The sequence below is a fragment of the Butyrivibrio sp. XPD2006 genome (assembly GCF_000420865.1).
Lineage (GTDB): Bacteria > Bacillota > Clostridia > Lachnospirales > Lachnospiraceae > Butyrivibrio.
The window spans coordinates 48,844-65,381 of the sequence record NZ_ATVT01000007.1 but is presented as its reverse complement, the minus strand read 5'-3'; the positions used below and the strand labels follow the sequence as shown (position 1 = coordinate 65,381).

The following is a 16,538-nucleotide window of genomic DNA, read 5'->3' as shown; positions in this document are numbered from 1 at the left end:
GGTATGACACAGGAAGAACTGTTTGATCTTAAAATAGATAAGCCTGACGAAAAGGTCTTTATGCAGGTGAAGAGAAACTGGGATAAGATCTCAAAGCCCCTGGATTCTCTGGGAGATTTTGAGGATGTGATCTGCAGGATCGGTGCGATCCAAAACAGCGAACACCCTGAGATTGATAAAAAGACCCTGGTTGTCATGTGCGCAGACAACGGAATTGTAAAAGAGGGCGTATCCCAAAGCGGGAGCGATATCACTAAGGCAGTTGCAATAGCTCTCGGAAAGGGTATCAGCAGTGCAAGCACCATAGCAAGGAAAGTGAATGCTGAAGTTGTGACTGTTGATATCGGTATTGACTGCAGCGAAGAGATTGCAGGAGTCCTAAGCAGGAAGGTCAGCAGGGGAACAAAGAGTTTTCTTGATGAGCCTGCCATGAGCGAGAGTGAGGTACTCTCCGCAATAGAGACAGGAATAGGCCTGGTAAAAGAGCTTTCAGAGAAAGGTACAGATATCCTTGCAACAGGAGAGATGGGGATCGGCAATACCACTACATCCTGTGCTGTGATATGCGCAATGCTTGAACTTGACCCTTCTGATGTGGCCGGGCGAGGAGCAGGACTTTCGCATGAGGGACTGTTCAGGAAAATAGACGTTTTGAGAAAGGCACTTTCCGGGTATTCATTTGACGGATTTAGCGGTTCTAAGAGGGCCTTTGAGATACTAAGGACTTTTGGAGGACTGGATATTGCAGGCCTTGTGGGAGTCTGCATAGGTGCCGGGATTTATCATGTGCCGGTGATGCTTGATGGTGTCATAAGCACCGGCGCAGCAATGGTGGCAAATGCCATTGTCCCCGGGGCGTCTGACTACATGATCGCATCCCACGCAGGAAGAGAGAAGGGCAATGTCTTTACACTAAGCGAGCTGGGACTTAAGCCTCTTATGAACGGAAATCTTGCGCTTGGTGAGGGAACAGGAGCTTTAATGGCTTTTTCGCTTCTTGATGTGGCAATGGATTTCTACTATAACGCGGCGAAGTTTGCTGATTATGATATTGAGGATTATGAGAGGTTTGACTGATGGTGACACTGGTTGTCGGAGTGCCGGACAGCGGAAAGAGCGCACTGGCTGAAGAGCTGGCGATAAAGCTGTCAGGTGATACAAAAAGAATATATCTTGCCACTATGGAGATTTTGGACGAAGCGGGAGAAGAGAGGGTTAAAAAGCACAGAAAGAAACGGGAAGGAAAAGGCTTTTTTACCATAGAAGAGCCCGTAAAAGTCTGGGATGCAGTGGCGAAGGTGCAAGAGCTTGAAAAAGCGACTGTGCTTGTTGAATGCATTTCCAACCTTGTCGGAAATGTGATGCATGATGATGGCAGTACTTTGGAAAGTGCGCTGGAAGATATTTCGAAGATCTGCAAAGAGGCCAAAAACACTGTTTTAGTCACAAACTCTTTTGCCTGCGAAGAAGGTTTTGATGAAGAGACAAAAGAGTATGTAAGTAGCCTTGATGAGGTGAACGGAAAGCTGCGCAGCTTAGCTGATACAGTCTATGAATTTGTCGAAGGAGAATGGCAAAAGAGTGAGAATAATTAAGAGTATACTAATTGCATTTTCCATGTACTCAAGGATCCCTGTTCCGCAGTTTAAGTGGGAAGAGGAGGAGTACAGCCATGCCATAACATTCCTTCCTCTGATTGGGATGGTGATCGGAGGACTTGAAATAGGCCTGTGGTTTTTATGTTGCCGATTTGATGTTCCCGTGTTTGTGACATCGCTCCTATTGTGCCTTGTGCCTGTTGTTATAACCGGCGGATTTCACTTAGACGGCTATATGGATGTCTGTGATGCCCTCTCTTCATATTCGGGGAGGGAGAGAAGCCTTGAGATCATGAAGGATCCGCATATCGGAGCCTTTGCAGTGATCGGGTTTGCAAGATATTCTCTTTTGTTTATCCTTGGAGCTTATCTGCTTGCCTACGCAGGTGCCGGCGATACGGATTACATGGGAATATATCTTTTTGCGCTTCTGTTCGTGTTTGTAAGAGCTCTTTGCGGAGTTTTGAGCCTTGTCCTTCCAAAGGCTAAGAGTGACGGTATGCTCAGCAGAGAAGCGGGAAAGACGGGAAGCGCCGACTTTATGTTTTTGACATTTCTTGCTTCTGTCTCCGGCCTTTTTATGATATACATAAATCTGATGGCAGGAGCTTTGGCCTTTCTGGCTCTTATCATTTTTTGTTTTTACTATGCATATCTTTGCAATAAGAAATTCGGCGGAGTTACAGGAGATACGGCAGGCATGTTTGTTGCAAGAGGAGAGCTGATCGGCCTTCTTGTGCTTGCTGTATGCCTCTTTGTGGTCAGATTATGATAGAACATTTTATAGCTTTTTTTATTGGATTTTTAATAGACAGGATCGTCGGAGATCCGCACCGGATGCCTCATCCCGTAAGGCTTATGGGGAGAGTCATAGGCCTTTTGGAGAGGGCTTTTCTGGGAAAAGACTCAGAGCAAAAGCAAAGGAATGAAGAGAGGGAGCTCTTTTTGGGAGCTCTTTTATGGGTGATCGTTGTCTCGCTTACCTTTGCAGTCGGCTTTGCAATCTGGTTCTTTACACACCTATACAGCAGCTACCTTGGAATTGCAGTAGAGGCAGTGCTCACGGCATATTGTCTCGCAGCAAAGAGCCTTAAGGATGAGAGCATGAAAGTGTATGATGCGCTGGAAAAAGACGGACTTGATGCCGGAAGAGCCGCAGTTTCCATGATTGTAGGAAGAGATACAGACGTGCTGGATGAAGACGGAGTCGTGAGAGCAGCGGTTGAAACCGTGGCAGAGAATACTTCCGACGGAGTCATTGCACCTCTTGTTTACTGTTTCCTTGGCGGATCTGTTTTTGGACTGGTATATAAGGCGGTGAACACCATGGATTCCATGCTGGGCTATCACAATGACAGGTATGAGTATTTTGGGAAGTTTGCAGCCAAGATGGATGACGTCTTTAATTATATTCCCGCAAGGATAAGTGCACTTTTGGCGATAGGTGCATCGCTTTTTATGGGAAAAGAGTACTCGGCAAAGGGAGCTGCCCGGATATTTGGCAGGGATCGCTATAACCACAAATCCCCGAACTCCGCTCAGACCGAGAGTGCTTTTGCGGGAGCGCTCTCTGTAAGGCTTGCAGGAGATGCCAGTTATTTTGGCAAGGTGGTCAAAAAGCCTTATATAGGGGATGACACAAGACCCATTGAGAGAAAAGACATAAAAAGAGCCTGCAGGCTTATGTATGCCACGGAAACTCTTTGCGTTATGCTGATGCTGTTTCTTGCTTTGGTTATCAGCATTCTGTATTATAGATAATTAGTGACTTTAAGGAGGAGAAAGATTATGAAAAACAACAACAAAAAGGGGATTATCATTGGTAGCATTGTTCTGGTGACCGATGGCAGGAGAGCAGAGATCTGATCAGGAGCTTGTATGTTACACGGCGGAGAGATTTATGACAAGAAAATAGAACTGGATTTTTCGGTGAGCTTAAATCCGCTACCATGTCCGGTGCAGGTTATTGATGAGATCAAAGCTGCTGCGGATCAGGCTTTTAATTATCCTGATATTATGCAGAGCGAATTTGCAGCAGCTGTAGCAAAAGCAGAGAACAGGCTTTCTCAGAAGAATGCGAAGCTTACGGCAGAAAACATTGTAGGTGGTAATGGTGCATCAGAGCTCCTTATGGCTATAGTAAATATGTTAAGGTCGAAAAAAGCTCTTTTGACCATCCCGAGCTTCTATGGCTACGAGCATGCACTCGGCGCTGCAAAAGACTGTGCTACTGGGCGCTTTCTGCTTCGAGAGACAGATGGCTTTGTCCTAAATGAGGACTTTGCAGATGCAATAACAGAGGACATTGACCTTGTTATTCTTGGAAATCCCAACAATCCGACAGGCAGACTGATACCCGAAAGTGTACTCGTTAAGACAATGGAAAAATGCAGGGCAGTCGGTGCTGCGCTTATTGTAGATGAATGCTTCTTTAGATTATCAGGAAAAAGAGATTGTGAAGAAATACCGGTAAGCGCGAGGAATTTCACCGGTGAATATCCGAATCTCTTTGTTGTAGATGCCTATACAAAGCTCTTTTCCATACCGGGAGTAAGAGTGGGATTTGCCATAACCTCAGCAGAGAACGCAGGGAGACTGAGGCACTTTTTGCCTGAGTGGAATATGTCGGTATTTGCGGATCGCGCCGGAATCAAGTGTGCTGAAATTTCAGGAGAAAGCTCTTTTACAAAAGAATCTCTTGAAGTGATCCAAAGAGAAAGAGAATATCTTGTTAATGAACTTGAGCAGATCGGAATAAGCACATATCGGTCTGACACTAATTTCATTCTGATAAGGAGCGATGAAGATCTGTATAACAGGCTGCTGGAGCAGAAAATACTGATCAGGGACTGCAAAACTTTTGGCGGTCTTGATAAGGGGTATTATCGGATTGCGATCAAGGACCACAATGCAAATGAAAGGCTGATAACTGCTATTAAAACTCTTTGCAATATTCGCGAAAGGTGATAATATTTCTTAATAGTATTATTTTGAGGAGAAAAAAAGATGAGGACTAAAATCAGGGAGTTATTTACTAAAACATCTGAGTATGCATCAAAGGAAGTGACTGTATGCGCATGGGTAAGGACCAACAGAGCACAGTCAAATTTTGGATTCCTTAATATTAACGATGGCTCATTTTTCGAGAATTTACAGGTAGTATACGACAAGGAGCTGTCTAATTTTGCTGATGCTTCCAAGATTGGTGTCGGTGCAAGTGTTAAGGTTGTCGGAACACTGGTACTTACTCCCGAGAATAAACAGCCTTTTGAAGTAAAAGCTACAAGCGTTGAACTTTTGGGCGATTGCCCGGAGGATTATCCGATCCAGCCCAAGAGACATACAAGAGAGTTCCTTAGAACCGTTGCACATCTTCGTCCACGTACCAACTTTTTCAGTGCGGTATTCAGAGTAAGAAGCGTTGCTGCTATGGCTATTCACAGCTATTTCCAGGAGAGAGGATATGTATATGTTCATACACCTCTTATCACCTGCGCTGACTGTGAAGGTTCAGATCAGATGTTCAAGATCACAACTCTTAACATGAATGATCTTCCAAAGACTGAGGACGGCAAGGTTGATTTCAAGAAGGATCTGTTCGGTAAGCAGGCATTTATCACAGGTTCCGGTCAGCTTCAGGGTGAGACCTTTGCTATGGCCTTCGGAGATATCTATACATTCGGACCTACATTCAGAACAGAGAACTCAAACACACAGACACATGCCAACGAATTCTGGATGATTGAGCCCGAAATGGCATTCTGTGATCTTGACGGCCTTATGGATATCGAAGAAGAGATGCTTAAGTATGTTGTTAAGTATGTCTGCGACAAGTGCCCTGAGGAAATTGATTTCTGTGACAAATTCGTTGCCAAGGGACTTAAAGAGAAGCTCGACAACATCGTAAATACTGACTTTACAAGAATCAAGCACCACGATGTCATTGATATTCTTAAAAAAGCTGATGTTAAGTGGGATTTCAAGCCCGATTACGAAGAAGATCTTGCAAAAGAGCATGAGAAATATATCGTAGATTACTTCGGCGGACCTGTATTTGTAACTGACTGGCCCAAGGATATCAAGGCTTACTACATGAAGGTAAATCCCGACAACAAGACTGTTGCAGCTGTTGACCTTCTTGTACCTCAGGCAGGTGAGCTCATGGGCGGCAGCCAGAGAGAAGAGAATCTTGATAAGCTTATCGAGAGAATGGACGAGATGGGCGTTGATAAGGAAGGCATTGACTGGTACCTCGATACCAGAAGATACGGAGGATGCATCCATAGCGGCTTCGGTATGGGCTTTGAGCGTCTTATCATGTATTTAACAGGCGTAGAGAACATCCGTGACGTAATACCTTATCCAAGAACACCACAGTCCTGCGAGTTCTAATTCAATATTGATCACAAGAGTCTTGTACCCATCAGGATACAAGGCTCTTTTTTAATTTTATGTTGTATTACCACAATATATGGTATAATGAATTCAAAGTCATACAAATAGAGGGGGACCTACGCATGAAGAAGATCTACGTACTGGACACCAACGTTTTGATTCAAGCACCCCATGCTCTCAAGTGTTTTGATGATAACGAGGTCGTTCTTCCGCTGGTAGTCTTGGAGGAGCTGGACACGCACAAGAGAGATGAAGGTGAGCGTGGAGCCAATGTAAGAGAAGCTATAAGGATTCTCGAACAGCTCAGAGGACAAGGGGATCTGGTTGCGGGTGTAGAGCTTGACAACGGAGGACTTCTCAGAGTTGAGAAGAACTTTAAGGATGTTGAGCTTCCCAAAGACATGTCAGAGTACAAGTCTGACAACCGCATACTCAAGGTATGCAAAGGACTTAAGGAGAGCAACAAGGAACAGGTTATTCTGGTAACTAAGGACATTCTGATGCGTATTAAGGCTCAGCTTCTTAATATCAAGTCAGAAGATTTCACAACCGAGCAGGTTGCAGGAGGCGGCGAGCAGTACATGGGCAGGATTGATGTCTATGCTCCTGAGGATCTCTTTAAGGATTTCAAGAAAAAAGGAATCCCTGTTGACGCCGTTTACTGTTGTGATGAGGAGGGGAAACAGTACAAGCCTGATTTATATGAAAATGAGTTTGTTGTAGTAAGAGCTGACCAGTCAGTTGGCAAGACCCAGATGGGTCGTGTCTGCAAGGGCTTTATCAAGAAGCTTGAGTATGAAAAGAGCCAGCCTTACGGTGTTAAACCAAGGAACGCCGGACAGTACTTCCTTCAGGAGGCACTTATGCAGCCGGCAGATGTCGCACCGCTTGTTATCGTCAAGGGTATGGCAGGAACCGCCAAGACATTCTATTCACTGGCAGTAGGTCTTGAGAAGATGATCAATCGTCCTACCGGAGAATACAGGAGGATCCTGGTGTGCAGACCCAATTCACAGTTCGATGATGACATCGGATTTTTACCCGGTGATGAGCAAGAGAAGATATCACCGCTCATGAGACCTATCATTGATAATCTTGAACAGCTCATAGACTCCAATGAAGAGGAGCGTTACAAAGATGAGAAGGAGCTGCAGGGCAAGACGGATGAGGTATTTGAGAGAGGAATAGTTCAGTGCGAGGCACTCAACTTTATCAGAGGAAGATCGATCCTCAAGACATTCCTCATCATTGATGAGGCTCAGAACATGACACCTACTCAGGCTAAGGGTATCATCACCAGAGCAGGTAAGGACACCAAGATCATTCTCCTTGGAGATCCGAACCAGATTGACAGGCCTTTCCTGGATGAGAGGACAAACGGTCTTTCCTATGCTTCAGAGCATATGAAGGGTAGCCCGCTTGCATGGCAGATTTCTCTTTCCGCTTCAGAGTGTGAGAGAAGCAGACTGGCAATGGATGCTATCGAGAGAATGCGTGATAAATAGTATCAAGCATATTAGTTAAGACTAACAAAATATAATTGCGCAAAACCAGTACTGATGCAGATTGTACAAAAATATCCGCATCAGTACTTTTTATTATTACAAAAATGATAAAATTGATAAAAATTATCTGTTAGCAATTGACAACAAGCGGAACACGGAATATCCTAATAATGAATTAGTTAGCTGCTGATAACATAAGATACCTGGAGCTAACAGAAGAGTTTGTTCAGAAAGAGAGGTATTCATGATGCCACTTACTTTTGCAGATAGCGGACAGCTTCTTAAGATCCGGAAGATCACAGGAAATGATGAAACCAAACAGCACCTTGCTACTTTGGGATTTGTAACCGGAGAAGAGATTTCGATTGTTAACAAGAATGGTGGAAATCTGATAGTGAATGTCAAGGATAGCCGCATAGCTCTTGATAAGACACTCGCAAACCGCATCTATATCTGATGCGGGTAATTTTATGTTGGTACTAAAAATATCAAATAGAGGGAGAAAACGATGAAAACACTTAGAGATGTGGAGATTGGTCAGAATGCCAAGGTTGTAAAACTCCATGGTGAAGGCCCGACAAGGCGCAGGATCATGGACATGGGACTGACTAAGGGAGCAGAAGTTTACGTAAGAAAGGTTGCACCACTGGGAGATCCGATCGAACTCACAGTCAGAGGATATGAGCTTACAGTGCGCAAGGCTGATGCAGAGTTCGTAGAGGTCGAGTAAGACCGATACTTTCCATTTTTATTCTGCATAGAGGGTATGCAGTTTATTTTTAGAAGGGCGGTTAGTTAATGCTAACGTCTGATATCAGATAATCAAATGATCACACATTAGGAGGCAGTAGATGGAAATAAAGATCGCACTTGCGGGTAACCCCAACAGTGGTAAAACAACACTTTTTAATGACCTTACAGGAAGCAGGCAGTACGTAGGTAACTGGCCCGGTGTTACTGTAGAGAAGAAGGAAGGTAAACTTAAGGGAGATGAATTCAAGGATGTTGTCATCCAGGATCTTCCGGGTATTTATTCCCTTTCGCCTTATACACTTGAGGAAGTTGTATCAAGAACTTATCTTGTAACAGAGAAGCCTGATGCCATCATCAATATCGTAGATGGAACCAACATCGAGCGTAACCTGTATCTTACAACTCAGCTGCTTGAGCTGAACATCCCAACAGTTGTAGCACTTAACATGATGGATCTTGTTCGCAAGAATGGCGACAAGATTGATATAAAGGCTCTTTCAGATGCACTCGGATGTGAAGTTGTTGAGCTCTCCGCACTCAAGGGTGAGGGTACACAGGAACTCGTTAAAAAAGCTGTTGCAGCAGCTAAGAGTGGAAAAGTATCCCATAAAATAGACTTCCTTACAGGTGAAGTTAATGAAGCTGTAGAGAAAATTGAAGAGATCATCAAGGGAAGCGGAGATCAGAAGTTCCTTCGCTGGAATGCTGTTAAGGCGTTTGAGAGAGATGAGAAGGCTGTAAAAGAGCTTCACCTTACATCCGATCAGCTTAAGGAAATCGAGGCAGTAACCAAGCAGGTTGAGGAGAGCCTTGATGACGATGCGGAATCTCTTATCACAAACGAGAGATATACATATATTACTTCGGTAACAGATAAGGCTGTTAAGAAGGGCCTTGCAAAGGGAGAGCTTACAGTATCCGATAAGATCGATAAGATCGTTACCAACAGAATCTTAGGTCTTCCTATTTTTGCACTTATCATGTTCCTTGTATATGCCATTGCAATGGGCGGTTGGAGTGTTTCAATCGGAACAATGGCTACTGACTTTACAAATGATGTTATCTTCGGTGAGTGGGTTCCCGGACTTTTTGATACACTTCTTGGTGCACTTCATGTAGAAGAGGGCACAGTTTTATACGGACTTATCCAGGACGGTATTGTTGCAGGCGTTGGCGCTGTTATCGGTTTTGTGCCTCAGATGTTAGTTCTTTTCCTGCTCCTTTCAATTCTTGAGGATGTCGGATACATGGCCCGTGTTGCATTCGTTATGGACCGTATCTTCAGACAGTTCGGCCTTTCAGGTAAGAGCTTCATTCCTTGCCTTGTTGCAACAGGATGTGGCGTTCCCGGTGTTATGGCGAGCCGTACAATCGAGAACGAGCGTGACAGAAAGATGACCATCATGACCACAACCTTTATGCCTTGCGGAGCTAAGCTCCCTATTATCGGACTTATCGCAGGTGCGATCTTCGGTGGATCACCACTTGTTGCAGCTTCAGCTTACTTTATCGGAATCGGTTCAATCATCCTTTCCGGAATCATTCTTAAGAAGTTCAAGGCATTTGCAGGAATTCCCGCTCCTTTCGTTATGGAGCTTCCTACATACCATGTTCCTTCTGTTTCAGGTGTGCTTCGTGCCACATGGGAGAGAGGCTGGTCATTTATTAAGAGAGCCGGTAGTGTTATCGTAGTTTCTTCAGTAATTATCTGGTGTCTGTCATCCTTTGGATCAGTAAACGGACACTTTGGTCTTGTTGATAACCTCTTTGAGGACGAGACAATTGTTACAGATGAATATGTTGCACAGCTTGCAGACAAGATGGATGTTCCTGAAGAGGATGTCAATGCAATGGATGCATCCCTCCTTGCAAGTGTTGGAAATGCAGCTTCATTCGTATTTAAGCCTCTTGGATTCGGCAGCTGGAAGCCTACTGTTGCAACAGTGACAGGACTTGTTGCAAAGGAAGAGGTTGTTGGAACCTTCGGTGTACTTTATAATTATGATGATGGCGAAGAAGAACTCGGAGAAGAAGGCGAGCAGATATGGAGCAGAGTTGCAGCTGATTTCTCACCTATCGCAGCTTACGCATTCATGATCTTCAACCTTCTGTGTGCACCATGCTTTGCTGCAATCGGAGCTATCAAGCGTGAGATGAACAACGCTAAGTGGACCTGGGCAGCAATCGGATACATGACAGGATGGGCTTACGTTCTTGCTCTTATTGTTTACAACATCGGTGGACTAATCATGGGTGAGGTTTCCTTCGGAATCGGAACAATCGCCGGAATAGTTCTTCTTGGCGGACTTCTTTACCTGCTTTTCAGAAAGGGCTATCAGGCAGCTGAGGGCGAGGGCAAAGAGATGGCTGTTAAGATGACAGCCTGATGTAAAACAGTTTTTGGCTTTTACTTTAGAAAGGAGGTGCGATATGGCATCTATAATAGGAAATGCGGTTGTCGTAATCGCACTTGCAGTTATCATATTCTTCTCCGGAAGAGCAACCATCAGGACCTTTAAGGGAGAACTTAAAGGAGAGGGCTGTAGCGGTTGCAGCGGCGGTAGCTGTTCACACTGCAGCAAATGTGCTTCTGTAGCTAAAAAGTAAATATACTTAGCTGATATCAGGACCCGGAATGTAAGTTCCGGGTCCTTTTGTTATGATTAAAATGCATATTTATTTAAATTCTGTTGACTGATATATTGGGCTTTTTGTAGAATAAAGAGGTAACTATTGGGGAATAATTATTCAGGAGGTATTAATGAAAAACTATTTTGATCTGAGCGGAAAGGTAGCACTGGTTACAGGAGCTTCTTCCGGTCTGGGGGTACAGTTTGCTAAGGCACTTGCCGAGCAGGGTGCTGACATCGCTATCTGCGCAAGAAGAGTAGAAAAGCTTGAGGCGGTTAAGAGCGAGATCGAGGCTCTCGGAGTAAAATGTTTTGCTCACAAGTGTGATGTTCTTAATGTGGACGAGATCCGTGAGATGGTTAAGGCTGTAGAAGATCACTATGGCAAGATTGATATTCTTGTTAACAATGCAGGTGTTGGCGATGCTACAGGCGCAGCAGATCTCTCTGATGAGACATGGCGCAGTGTACTTGGAACTAACCTTGATGCAGTATTCTATGTAGCAAGAGAAGTTGGTAAGGTAATGCTCAAGAACGGATATGGTAAGATCATCAATATCGGTTCACTTCATTCAGAGGTTGTTATGCCTCTTAACACATGGCCTGTACCGGCTTATGCAGCTGCCAAGGGTGGTGTTAAGATGCTTACCAAGGCTCTTGCTGTTGAATGGGCAAGAAAGGGTATTACAGTTAATGCAATCGGACCTGCTTACTTCGGAAGTGAGATGACCAATGACATTCTTTCAACCGGCGGATTTGATCCTGTGGCTCAGGCATATTGCCCTATGGGACGTGCAGGAAAAGAAGGTGAGCTCAACGGAGCAATGCTTTATTTTGCTTCTGATGCTTCATCCTACACAACCGGCCAGATCCTCTTTGTTGACGGCGGATGGACAGCAATGTGATTATTTATTGATATGACACAGGTACCCCTGCAGAAATTGCAGGGGTATTTTATTGTATGATAAAATATGCCAATGAATGAAAGTGTAAGAGAAATAGAATACATAATAAAAACTGAAGAGGACGGACTGACTGTAAGAGGGATCATGGTACTGGCTTTAAAGCTTTCTTCCCGGGAAATAACCAGGTGTAAGCAGTTTGAAGACGGAGTGATGCTAAGAAATGCCAAAGATAACGGGTACAAGCCTGTCTGGCTCAAGGATACTGTTCGATCAGGCGATGTACTTAAAATCAAGATATACGAGGACATCGATAACTCCGGCGATGTAATCCCGTCAGATGACCCGATAAACATAGTTTACGAGGATGAAGACCTTATTCTTCTCAACAAGCCCGGTGATATGGTGGTACATCCATCCTACGCTCATCATCTTGATTCTTTATCAAATGCCCTGGCAGGCTATTACAAGCGCACAGGTCAGAGTCACGTGGTACGCACCATCGGAAGGCTTGACCGGGAGACGTCAGGTCTTTTGATATTTGCCAAGAACAGACATGCGGCAGCGATACTCTCGAATCAGAAGGACAATATGTCCAGGAGAAAAGAGTATCTGGCAATTGTCAGCGGAGTTATGGAGCAGGAACAGGGAACAATTGATGCGCCGATCGGACAGGAAGAGGGCGTGCGTATGCTCCGTAAAGTCATGGAGAGCGGCAAACAGGCCATTACTCACTACAGGCTGATCAGGCAGTTTGACGATTACGCACTTATAAGGCTTCATCTCGATACAGGCAGGACCCATCAGATAAGGGTACATATGTCTTATATTGGTCATCCTCTTTTGGGAGATAATCTTTATGGAAAAGAGATCCCGGATAACCATGGGATGACAAGAGCTGCTCTGCATGCGGCGCATCTGGAATTCAGACAGCCGATAACAGGGCAGGATATGTCTTTTGATGCAGATCTCCCTGAAGATATGGCGAAGCTTATAGGAGAATTATAAAAGGAAGCTCAGAGCGAGCTTCCTTTTTTGATTATGTCTTTTCCGAATTCCAAGCGGAGCTTTTCCGTCATATCATCAAGCTTTTTTTGCCTCTCTCTGTCCGGAGAGCCGGTATTGATATCAGTGCTTTCATTGGGGGCGGAAAGACCCTGGTCGAAGAGGCTGAGCTGCTGGTAGGAACCGTCATCGAGTTTTGTTACGCCGACACCTACCAGTCTTATAACTTCGCCTCTCATGAACAATCCGTTATCTCCGAGAAGAAGCTTGTCGGACAGCTCTTTAGAGTACTTAAGAAGGTGCTGCTCATCATTTATGGAGCTCTCAAGCTGCATCTGAGCCGAGTGTCTCTTAAAGTTTCCTGTTTTGACTGAAACTGTAACGGTTCTGCCAAATACCCGGTCAGCTATAAGACGCCTTGAAACACTTCCGCATAGGTACTTCAGTACCGGGATTATATCCTTGTCGTAGCTGTCGGATGTAAGATCTGAACGGAGCGTAGTCTCGTTTGAGTAGCTCTTGGCATCCTCGTAGCTGTCTGATACTTCTGAACTTCCGATGCCGTTGGCAGCAGCGTAGATGTAGGAACCTATATTATCGCCGAGTATGGATGTGAGCATCTGCAGGTCAGCTGCGGCTGCTTCGCCGATGGTCCTTATTCCGATGCTCTGTAGCCTTCCGGCAGTAGCTTTTCCGCAACCGTACAGATCTCCTATATCAAGAGGCCACATCTTTTCTCTGATCTCTTCGGGGAAAAGGGTGTGTATCCTGTCGGGCTTTTGAAAATCACTGGCCATCTTGGCAAGGAGCTTGTTACTGGATATGCCGACGTTGACGGTAAAACCAAGAGTATCTCTGATTTCATCCTTTATCTTTGCTGCAAGGCAGATTGGAAAGGGGCAGTCCGGTGTTTCAAGATGATGATACATACTGTGCATGCCCGAGACATCAACATAAGCTTCATCAATTGAGACCTGCTCGATAAGCGGGGAATAGCGTTTTAATACATCAATAAATTTGTGGGAATAAAACCTGTAGGTGGTGAAGTCGGATTTTACAAGAACAAGTGAAGGACATTTCTCCAATGCCTTTACCACGGGTTCACCGGTGACAATACCGTATTTCTTGGCAGGAATTGACTTGGCGGTAATAATGCCGTGCCTGGTCTTGACATCTCCGCCGACAGCGGAAGGAATGGTTCTGAGGTCAACGCTGTCAGGATCCTCAGAAAGAGCCTTTAGCGCGGACCAGGACAAAAAGGCAGAATTGACATCAATATGGAATATGTATTTGTCATGATCGTAGACATGGTTTTCCATCGATTTTTATTTCCTCTAATTAGCCATTATACACCATATTTCCGACAAAAAATTGTATACTGAATATAGTGAATAAATACAGGTTATTTTTTGAAAAGAGGAGAGAAAAATGCCGATAATAGGAGCTTTTATGGTGCCACACCCGCCCATCATGCTTCCTGAGGTGGGGAGAGGCGAAGAAGAAAAGATAGCTGCAACAACAGCTGCGTACAGGCAGGTCGCGGACAGGATAGCAGAGCTTAAGCCTGAGACGATCATTATCTCAAGCCCCCACAGCATTATGTATGCTGATTATTTTCATGTTTCTCCGGGTAAAAGAGCTGAAGGCGACATGGGGAGATTCAGGGCATCTCAGGTGAAGTTTGATGTGGAATATGACACTGACCTTGTAGCTGAGATATGCGCGATTTCCGATTCCTACGGCCTGGAGAAGGACGACATAAAGAGTATGGAGATACAGGGCTTTCCTGCAGGAACCATGGGGGAAAGAGATCCTGAACTGGACCATGGTACCATGATTCCACTCTACTATATCAGAGAGAAATATACTGATTTTAAGATCGTGAGGATTGGATTATCAGGACTTTCTCTTCCGATGCACTACGAGATGGGACAGATCATACAACAGGCTGTTGAGCGAACGGGAGTAAGAGCTGTTTACGTTGCCAGCGGAGACCTTTCACACAAGATGAAGGAAGACGGGCCTTATGGTTTTGCCAAGGAAGGTCCCGAGTATGATGAGAGAATAATGGAAGTCTGCGGCAGCGGTGAATTTGACAGACTTCTTGATTTTGATGAAGTGTTCTGCGACAAAGCTGCCGAGTGCGGTCACAGGTCTTTTGTCATGATGGCGGGCGCTCTGGACGGACTGGCAGTATCTGCGCATAAGCTCTCTCATGAGGCGACCTTTGGTGTTGGATACGGAATATGCACCTTTGAGGTTGGCGGCCAAGATGAGAACAGACATTTTCTTGAGAAGTGGAGAGACAACAAGAAAGCACAGCTTGAAAAGAGAAAGCAGGATGAGGATCCGTATGTGAGACTTGCCAGATACTCTCTGGAGAGTTATATAACTCTGGGAAAAAGGATCACCAGGAAGGATTTAAAAGGTGATAAATGGTCTGATATGGACGATGAGATGTTCGGGAGAAAGGCCGGAACCTTTGTGTCCATTCACAAGGACGGGGCACTCAGGGGCTGCATAGGGACCATACTTCCGACCACCGGTTGTATCGCCGATGAGATCATGCAAAATGCGATCAGTGCAGGAACAAATGACCCGAGATTTCCAATGATCAAAGAAGATGAGCTTCCGTATCTTGAGATGAGTGTCGATGTCCTTGATGAGCCGGAGCCCATAGACAGCCCGGATGAGCTGGATGTTAAGCGGTACGGGGTGATCGTTACCCACGGCAGGAAGAGAGGACTCCTTCTTCCTAATCTGGACGGTGTGGACAGCATTGAGCAGCAGATTGACATTGCACGCCAGAAGGCCGGAATTTTTGAAGATGAAGATTATAGCTTGGAGCGCTTTGAAGTAATTCGTCACTACTAAAAAGCCGGGAGGGTTAATATGCCAAAATGTAACGTCTGCCACAATCATTGTGATCTGGAGGAAGGACGGGAAGGGCTTTGCAAGGCCAGGATCTGTCGCGATGGCAAGGTGGTTCCCAAAAACTATGGCCATGTCACATCCATTGCTCTTGATCCGATAGAGAAAAAACCTTTAAATCTCTTTTACCCGGGATCGAAGATCATATCAGTGGGAAGCTACGGCTGTAACCTCCGTTGCCCGTTCTGCCAGAACCACGAGATTTCTTATGATTTCGGAAAAGAGTATCCCTATGGCTTTCGGGAGATGTCCCCGAAGGAACTGGCTGACATTGCACTGGAATACAGGGATGAGGGCAATATAGGCGTGGCTTTTACTTACAATGAGCCGCTTGTGGGCTATGAGTTTGTGGTGGATGCTGCCAAGGCAGTCCATGAAATCGGGATGAAGACAGTGCTTGTATCCAACGGCTGTGTGACCAAAGAGGTGGCCGAGCAGGTAATACCTCATATAGATGCCATGAATATCGACTTAAAGGGCTTTACTGACAAATATTATCAGGAAGTACTTCGTGGCGACAGGAAGCTGGTCATGGATTTTATTAGCATGGCTGCAGAGGTCTGCCATGTGGAAGTCACAACCCTTGTGGTTCCGGGCTATAATGACACAGAGGATGAGATAAAAGAGCTCTCGAAGTGGATAGCTTCCCTGGATAACGGCAGGGGAAAAGAGAAGGTGGCGCTGCATCTTAGCAGATATTTCCCAAGGTTTAAAATGGATGCTCCGGCCACGGATGTAGATCTGATATACAGGCTAAAAAGCGTGGCAGCCAAAGAACTTGATAATGTATTTACAGGGAATTGTTGAGTTTTTTTGACT

16 protein-coding genes are annotated in these 16,538 nt (G+C 45.1%); 15 read left to right on the top strand and 1 reads right to left on the bottom strand.

What is annotated here, in order from left to right:
* Positions 1–3 precede the first annotated feature (3 nt).
* From cobT to G590_RS0109490, 13 genes are all read left to right on the top strand, one after another.
* The gene (cobT, locus tag G590_RS0109550) at positions 4–1,077 is read left to right on the top strand and encodes a nicotinate-nucleotide--dimethylbenzimidazole phosphoribosyltransferase (protein WP_022765443.1); all 1,074 of its coding nucleotides are present in this window, start codon (positions 4–6) and stop codon (positions 1,075–1,077) included.
* On the top strand, positions 1,077–1,595 hold the full coding sequence (locus G590_RS0109545; protein ID WP_022765442.1) for a bifunctional adenosylcobinamide kinase/adenosylcobinamide-phosphate guanylyltransferase: 519 nt from the start codon (positions 1,077–1,079) through the stop codon (positions 1,593–1,595). Before cobT ends, G590_RS0109545 begins: the two co-directional genes overlap by 1 nt.
* A complete protein-coding gene (locus G590_RS0109540) occupies positions 1,582–2,370 on the top strand; it encodes an adenosylcobinamide-GDP ribazoletransferase (RefSeq protein ID WP_022765441.1) in 789 nt (262 codons plus the stop codon). Before G590_RS0109545 ends, G590_RS0109540 begins: the two co-directional genes overlap by 14 nt.
* A complete protein-coding gene (gene cbiB / locus G590_RS0109535; RefSeq protein ID WP_026494058.1) occupies positions 2,367–3,359 on the top strand; it encodes an adenosylcobinamide-phosphate synthase CbiB in 993 nt (330 codons plus the stop codon). The genes G590_RS0109540 and cbiB overlap by 4 nt, the downstream gene beginning before the upstream one ends.
* Before the next feature lie 117 nt (positions 3,360–3,476).
* A complete protein-coding gene (locus G590_RS19025) occupies positions 3,477–4,565 on the top strand; it encodes a pyridoxal phosphate-dependent aminotransferase (RefSeq protein WP_022765439.1) in 1,089 nt (362 codons plus the stop codon).
* Positions 4,566–4,604: 39 nt separating this feature from the next.
* Complete coding sequence (asnS, locus tag G590_RS0109525) at positions 4,605–5,990, top strand: asparagine--tRNA ligase (protein ID WP_022765438.1); 1,386 nt, start codon at positions 4,605–4,607, stop codon at positions 5,988–5,990.
* A 125-nt stretch (positions 5,991–6,115) separates the two neighbouring features.
* Complete coding sequence (locus G590_RS0109520) at positions 6,116–7,498, top strand: PhoH family protein (RefSeq protein WP_022765437.1); 1,383 nt, start codon at positions 6,116–6,118, stop codon at positions 7,496–7,498.
* 244 nt (positions 7,499–7,742) lie between these two features.
* On the top strand, positions 7,743–7,955 hold the full coding sequence (locus G590_RS0109515; RefSeq protein WP_022765436.1) for a FeoA family protein: 213 nt from the start codon (positions 7,743–7,745) through the stop codon (positions 7,953–7,955).
* A 51-nt stretch (positions 7,956–8,006) separates the two neighbouring features.
* Positions 8,007–8,228, top strand: coding sequence for a FeoA family protein (locus G590_RS0109510; protein ID WP_022765435.1), 222 nt, complete (start codon positions 8,007–8,009; stop codon positions 8,226–8,228).
* A 121-nt stretch (positions 8,229–8,349) separates the two neighbouring features.
* A complete protein-coding gene (gene feoB / locus G590_RS0109505; RefSeq protein WP_022765434.1) occupies positions 8,350–10,638 on the top strand; it encodes a ferrous iron transport protein B in 2,289 nt (762 codons plus the stop codon).
* Between the two features lie 43 nt (positions 10,639–10,681).
* Entirely contained in the window at positions 10,682–10,858 is a 177-nt protein-coding gene (locus G590_RS21330) for a hypothetical protein (RefSeq protein ID WP_022765433.1), read from the top strand.
* Positions 10,859–11,012: 154 nt separating this feature from the next.
* A complete protein-coding gene (locus G590_RS0109495; protein WP_022765432.1) occupies positions 11,013–11,786 on the top strand; it encodes an SDR family oxidoreductase in 774 nt (257 codons plus the stop codon).
* Between the two features lie 66 nt (positions 11,787–11,852).
* Entirely contained in the window at positions 11,853–12,791 is a 939-nt protein-coding gene (locus G590_RS0109490; protein WP_081641043.1) for an RluA family pseudouridine synthase, read from the top strand.
* Between the two features lie 8 nt (positions 12,792–12,799).
* Here G590_RS0109490 and G590_RS0109485 read toward each other — a convergent pair whose 3' ends face one another.
* A complete protein-coding gene (locus G590_RS0109485) occupies positions 12,800–14,107 on the bottom strand; it encodes a DNA polymerase Y family protein (protein ID WP_022765430.1) in 1,308 nt (435 codons plus the stop codon).
* Between the two features lie 109 nt (positions 14,108–14,216).
* On the opposite strand from G590_RS0109485, the gene amrA reads away from it, so the two are divergent.
* Positions 14,217–15,662: an AmmeMemoRadiSam system protein A gene (gene amrA, locus G590_RS0109480; protein WP_022765429.1), complete on the top strand. Its 1,446-nt coding sequence runs from the start codon at positions 14,217–14,219 to the stop codon at positions 15,660–15,662.
* An 18-nt stretch (positions 15,663–15,680) separates the two neighbouring features.
* Positions 15,681–16,526 carry an AmmeMemoRadiSam system radical SAM enzyme gene (amrS, locus tag G590_RS0109475; protein WP_022765428.1) on the top strand — a complete coding sequence of 282 codons (846 nt, stop codon included), beginning with the start codon at positions 15,681–15,683 and terminating at the stop codon, positions 16,524–16,526.
* Positions 16,527–16,538 lie beyond the last annotated feature (12 nt).

Bases quoted from the DNA above. Each gene is read 5' to 3' on its own strand.
- cobT (WP_022765443.1), top strand. From the start codon at position 4: ATGACACAGGAAGAACTGTTTGATCTTAAAATAGATAAGCCTGACGAA.
- G590_RS0109545 (WP_022765442.1), top strand. From the start codon at position 1,077: ATGGTGACACTGGTTGTCGGAGTGCCGGACAGCGGAAAGAGCGCACTG.
- cbiB (WP_026494058.1), top strand. From the start codon at position 2,367: ATGATAGAACATTTTATAGCTTTTTTTATTGGATTTTTAATAGACAGG.
- G590_RS19025 (WP_022765439.1), top strand. From the start codon at position 3,477: ATGTTACACGGCGGAGAGATTTATGACAAGAAAATAGAACTGGATTTT.
- asnS (WP_022765438.1), top strand. From the start codon at position 4,605: ATGAGGACTAAAATCAGGGAGTTATTTACTAAAACATCTGAGTATGCA.
- G590_RS0109520 (WP_022765437.1), top strand. From the start codon at position 6,116: ATGAAGAAGATCTACGTACTGGACACCAACGTTTTGATTCAAGCACCC.
- G590_RS0109515 (WP_022765436.1), top strand. From the start codon at position 7,743: ATGATGCCACTTACTTTTGCAGATAGCGGACAGCTTCTTAAGATCCGG.
- G590_RS0109510 (WP_022765435.1), top strand. From the start codon at position 8,007: ATGAAAACACTTAGAGATGTGGAGATTGGTCAGAATGCCAAGGTTGTA.
- feoB (WP_022765434.1), top strand. From the start codon at position 8,350: ATGGAAATAAAGATCGCACTTGCGGGTAACCCCAACAGTGGTAAAACA.
- G590_RS21330 (WP_022765433.1), top strand. From the start codon at position 10,682: ATGGCATCTATAATAGGAAATGCGGTTGTCGTAATCGCACTTGCAGTT.
- G590_RS0109495 (WP_022765432.1), top strand. From the start codon at position 11,013: ATGAAAAACTATTTTGATCTGAGCGGAAAGGTAGCACTGGTTACAGGA.
- G590_RS0109490 (WP_081641043.1), top strand. From the start codon at position 11,853: ATGCCAATGAATGAAAGTGTAAGAGAAATAGAATACATAATAAAAACT.
- G590_RS0109485 (WP_022765430.1), bottom strand. From the start codon at position 14,107: ATGGAAAACCATGTCTACGATCATGACAAATACATATTCCATATTGAT.
- amrA (WP_022765429.1), top strand. From the start codon at position 14,217: ATGCCGATAATAGGAGCTTTTATGGTGCCACACCCGCCCATCATGCTT.
- amrS (WP_022765428.1), top strand. From the start codon at position 15,681: ATGCCAAAATGTAACGTCTGCCACAATCATTGTGATCTGGAGGAAGGA.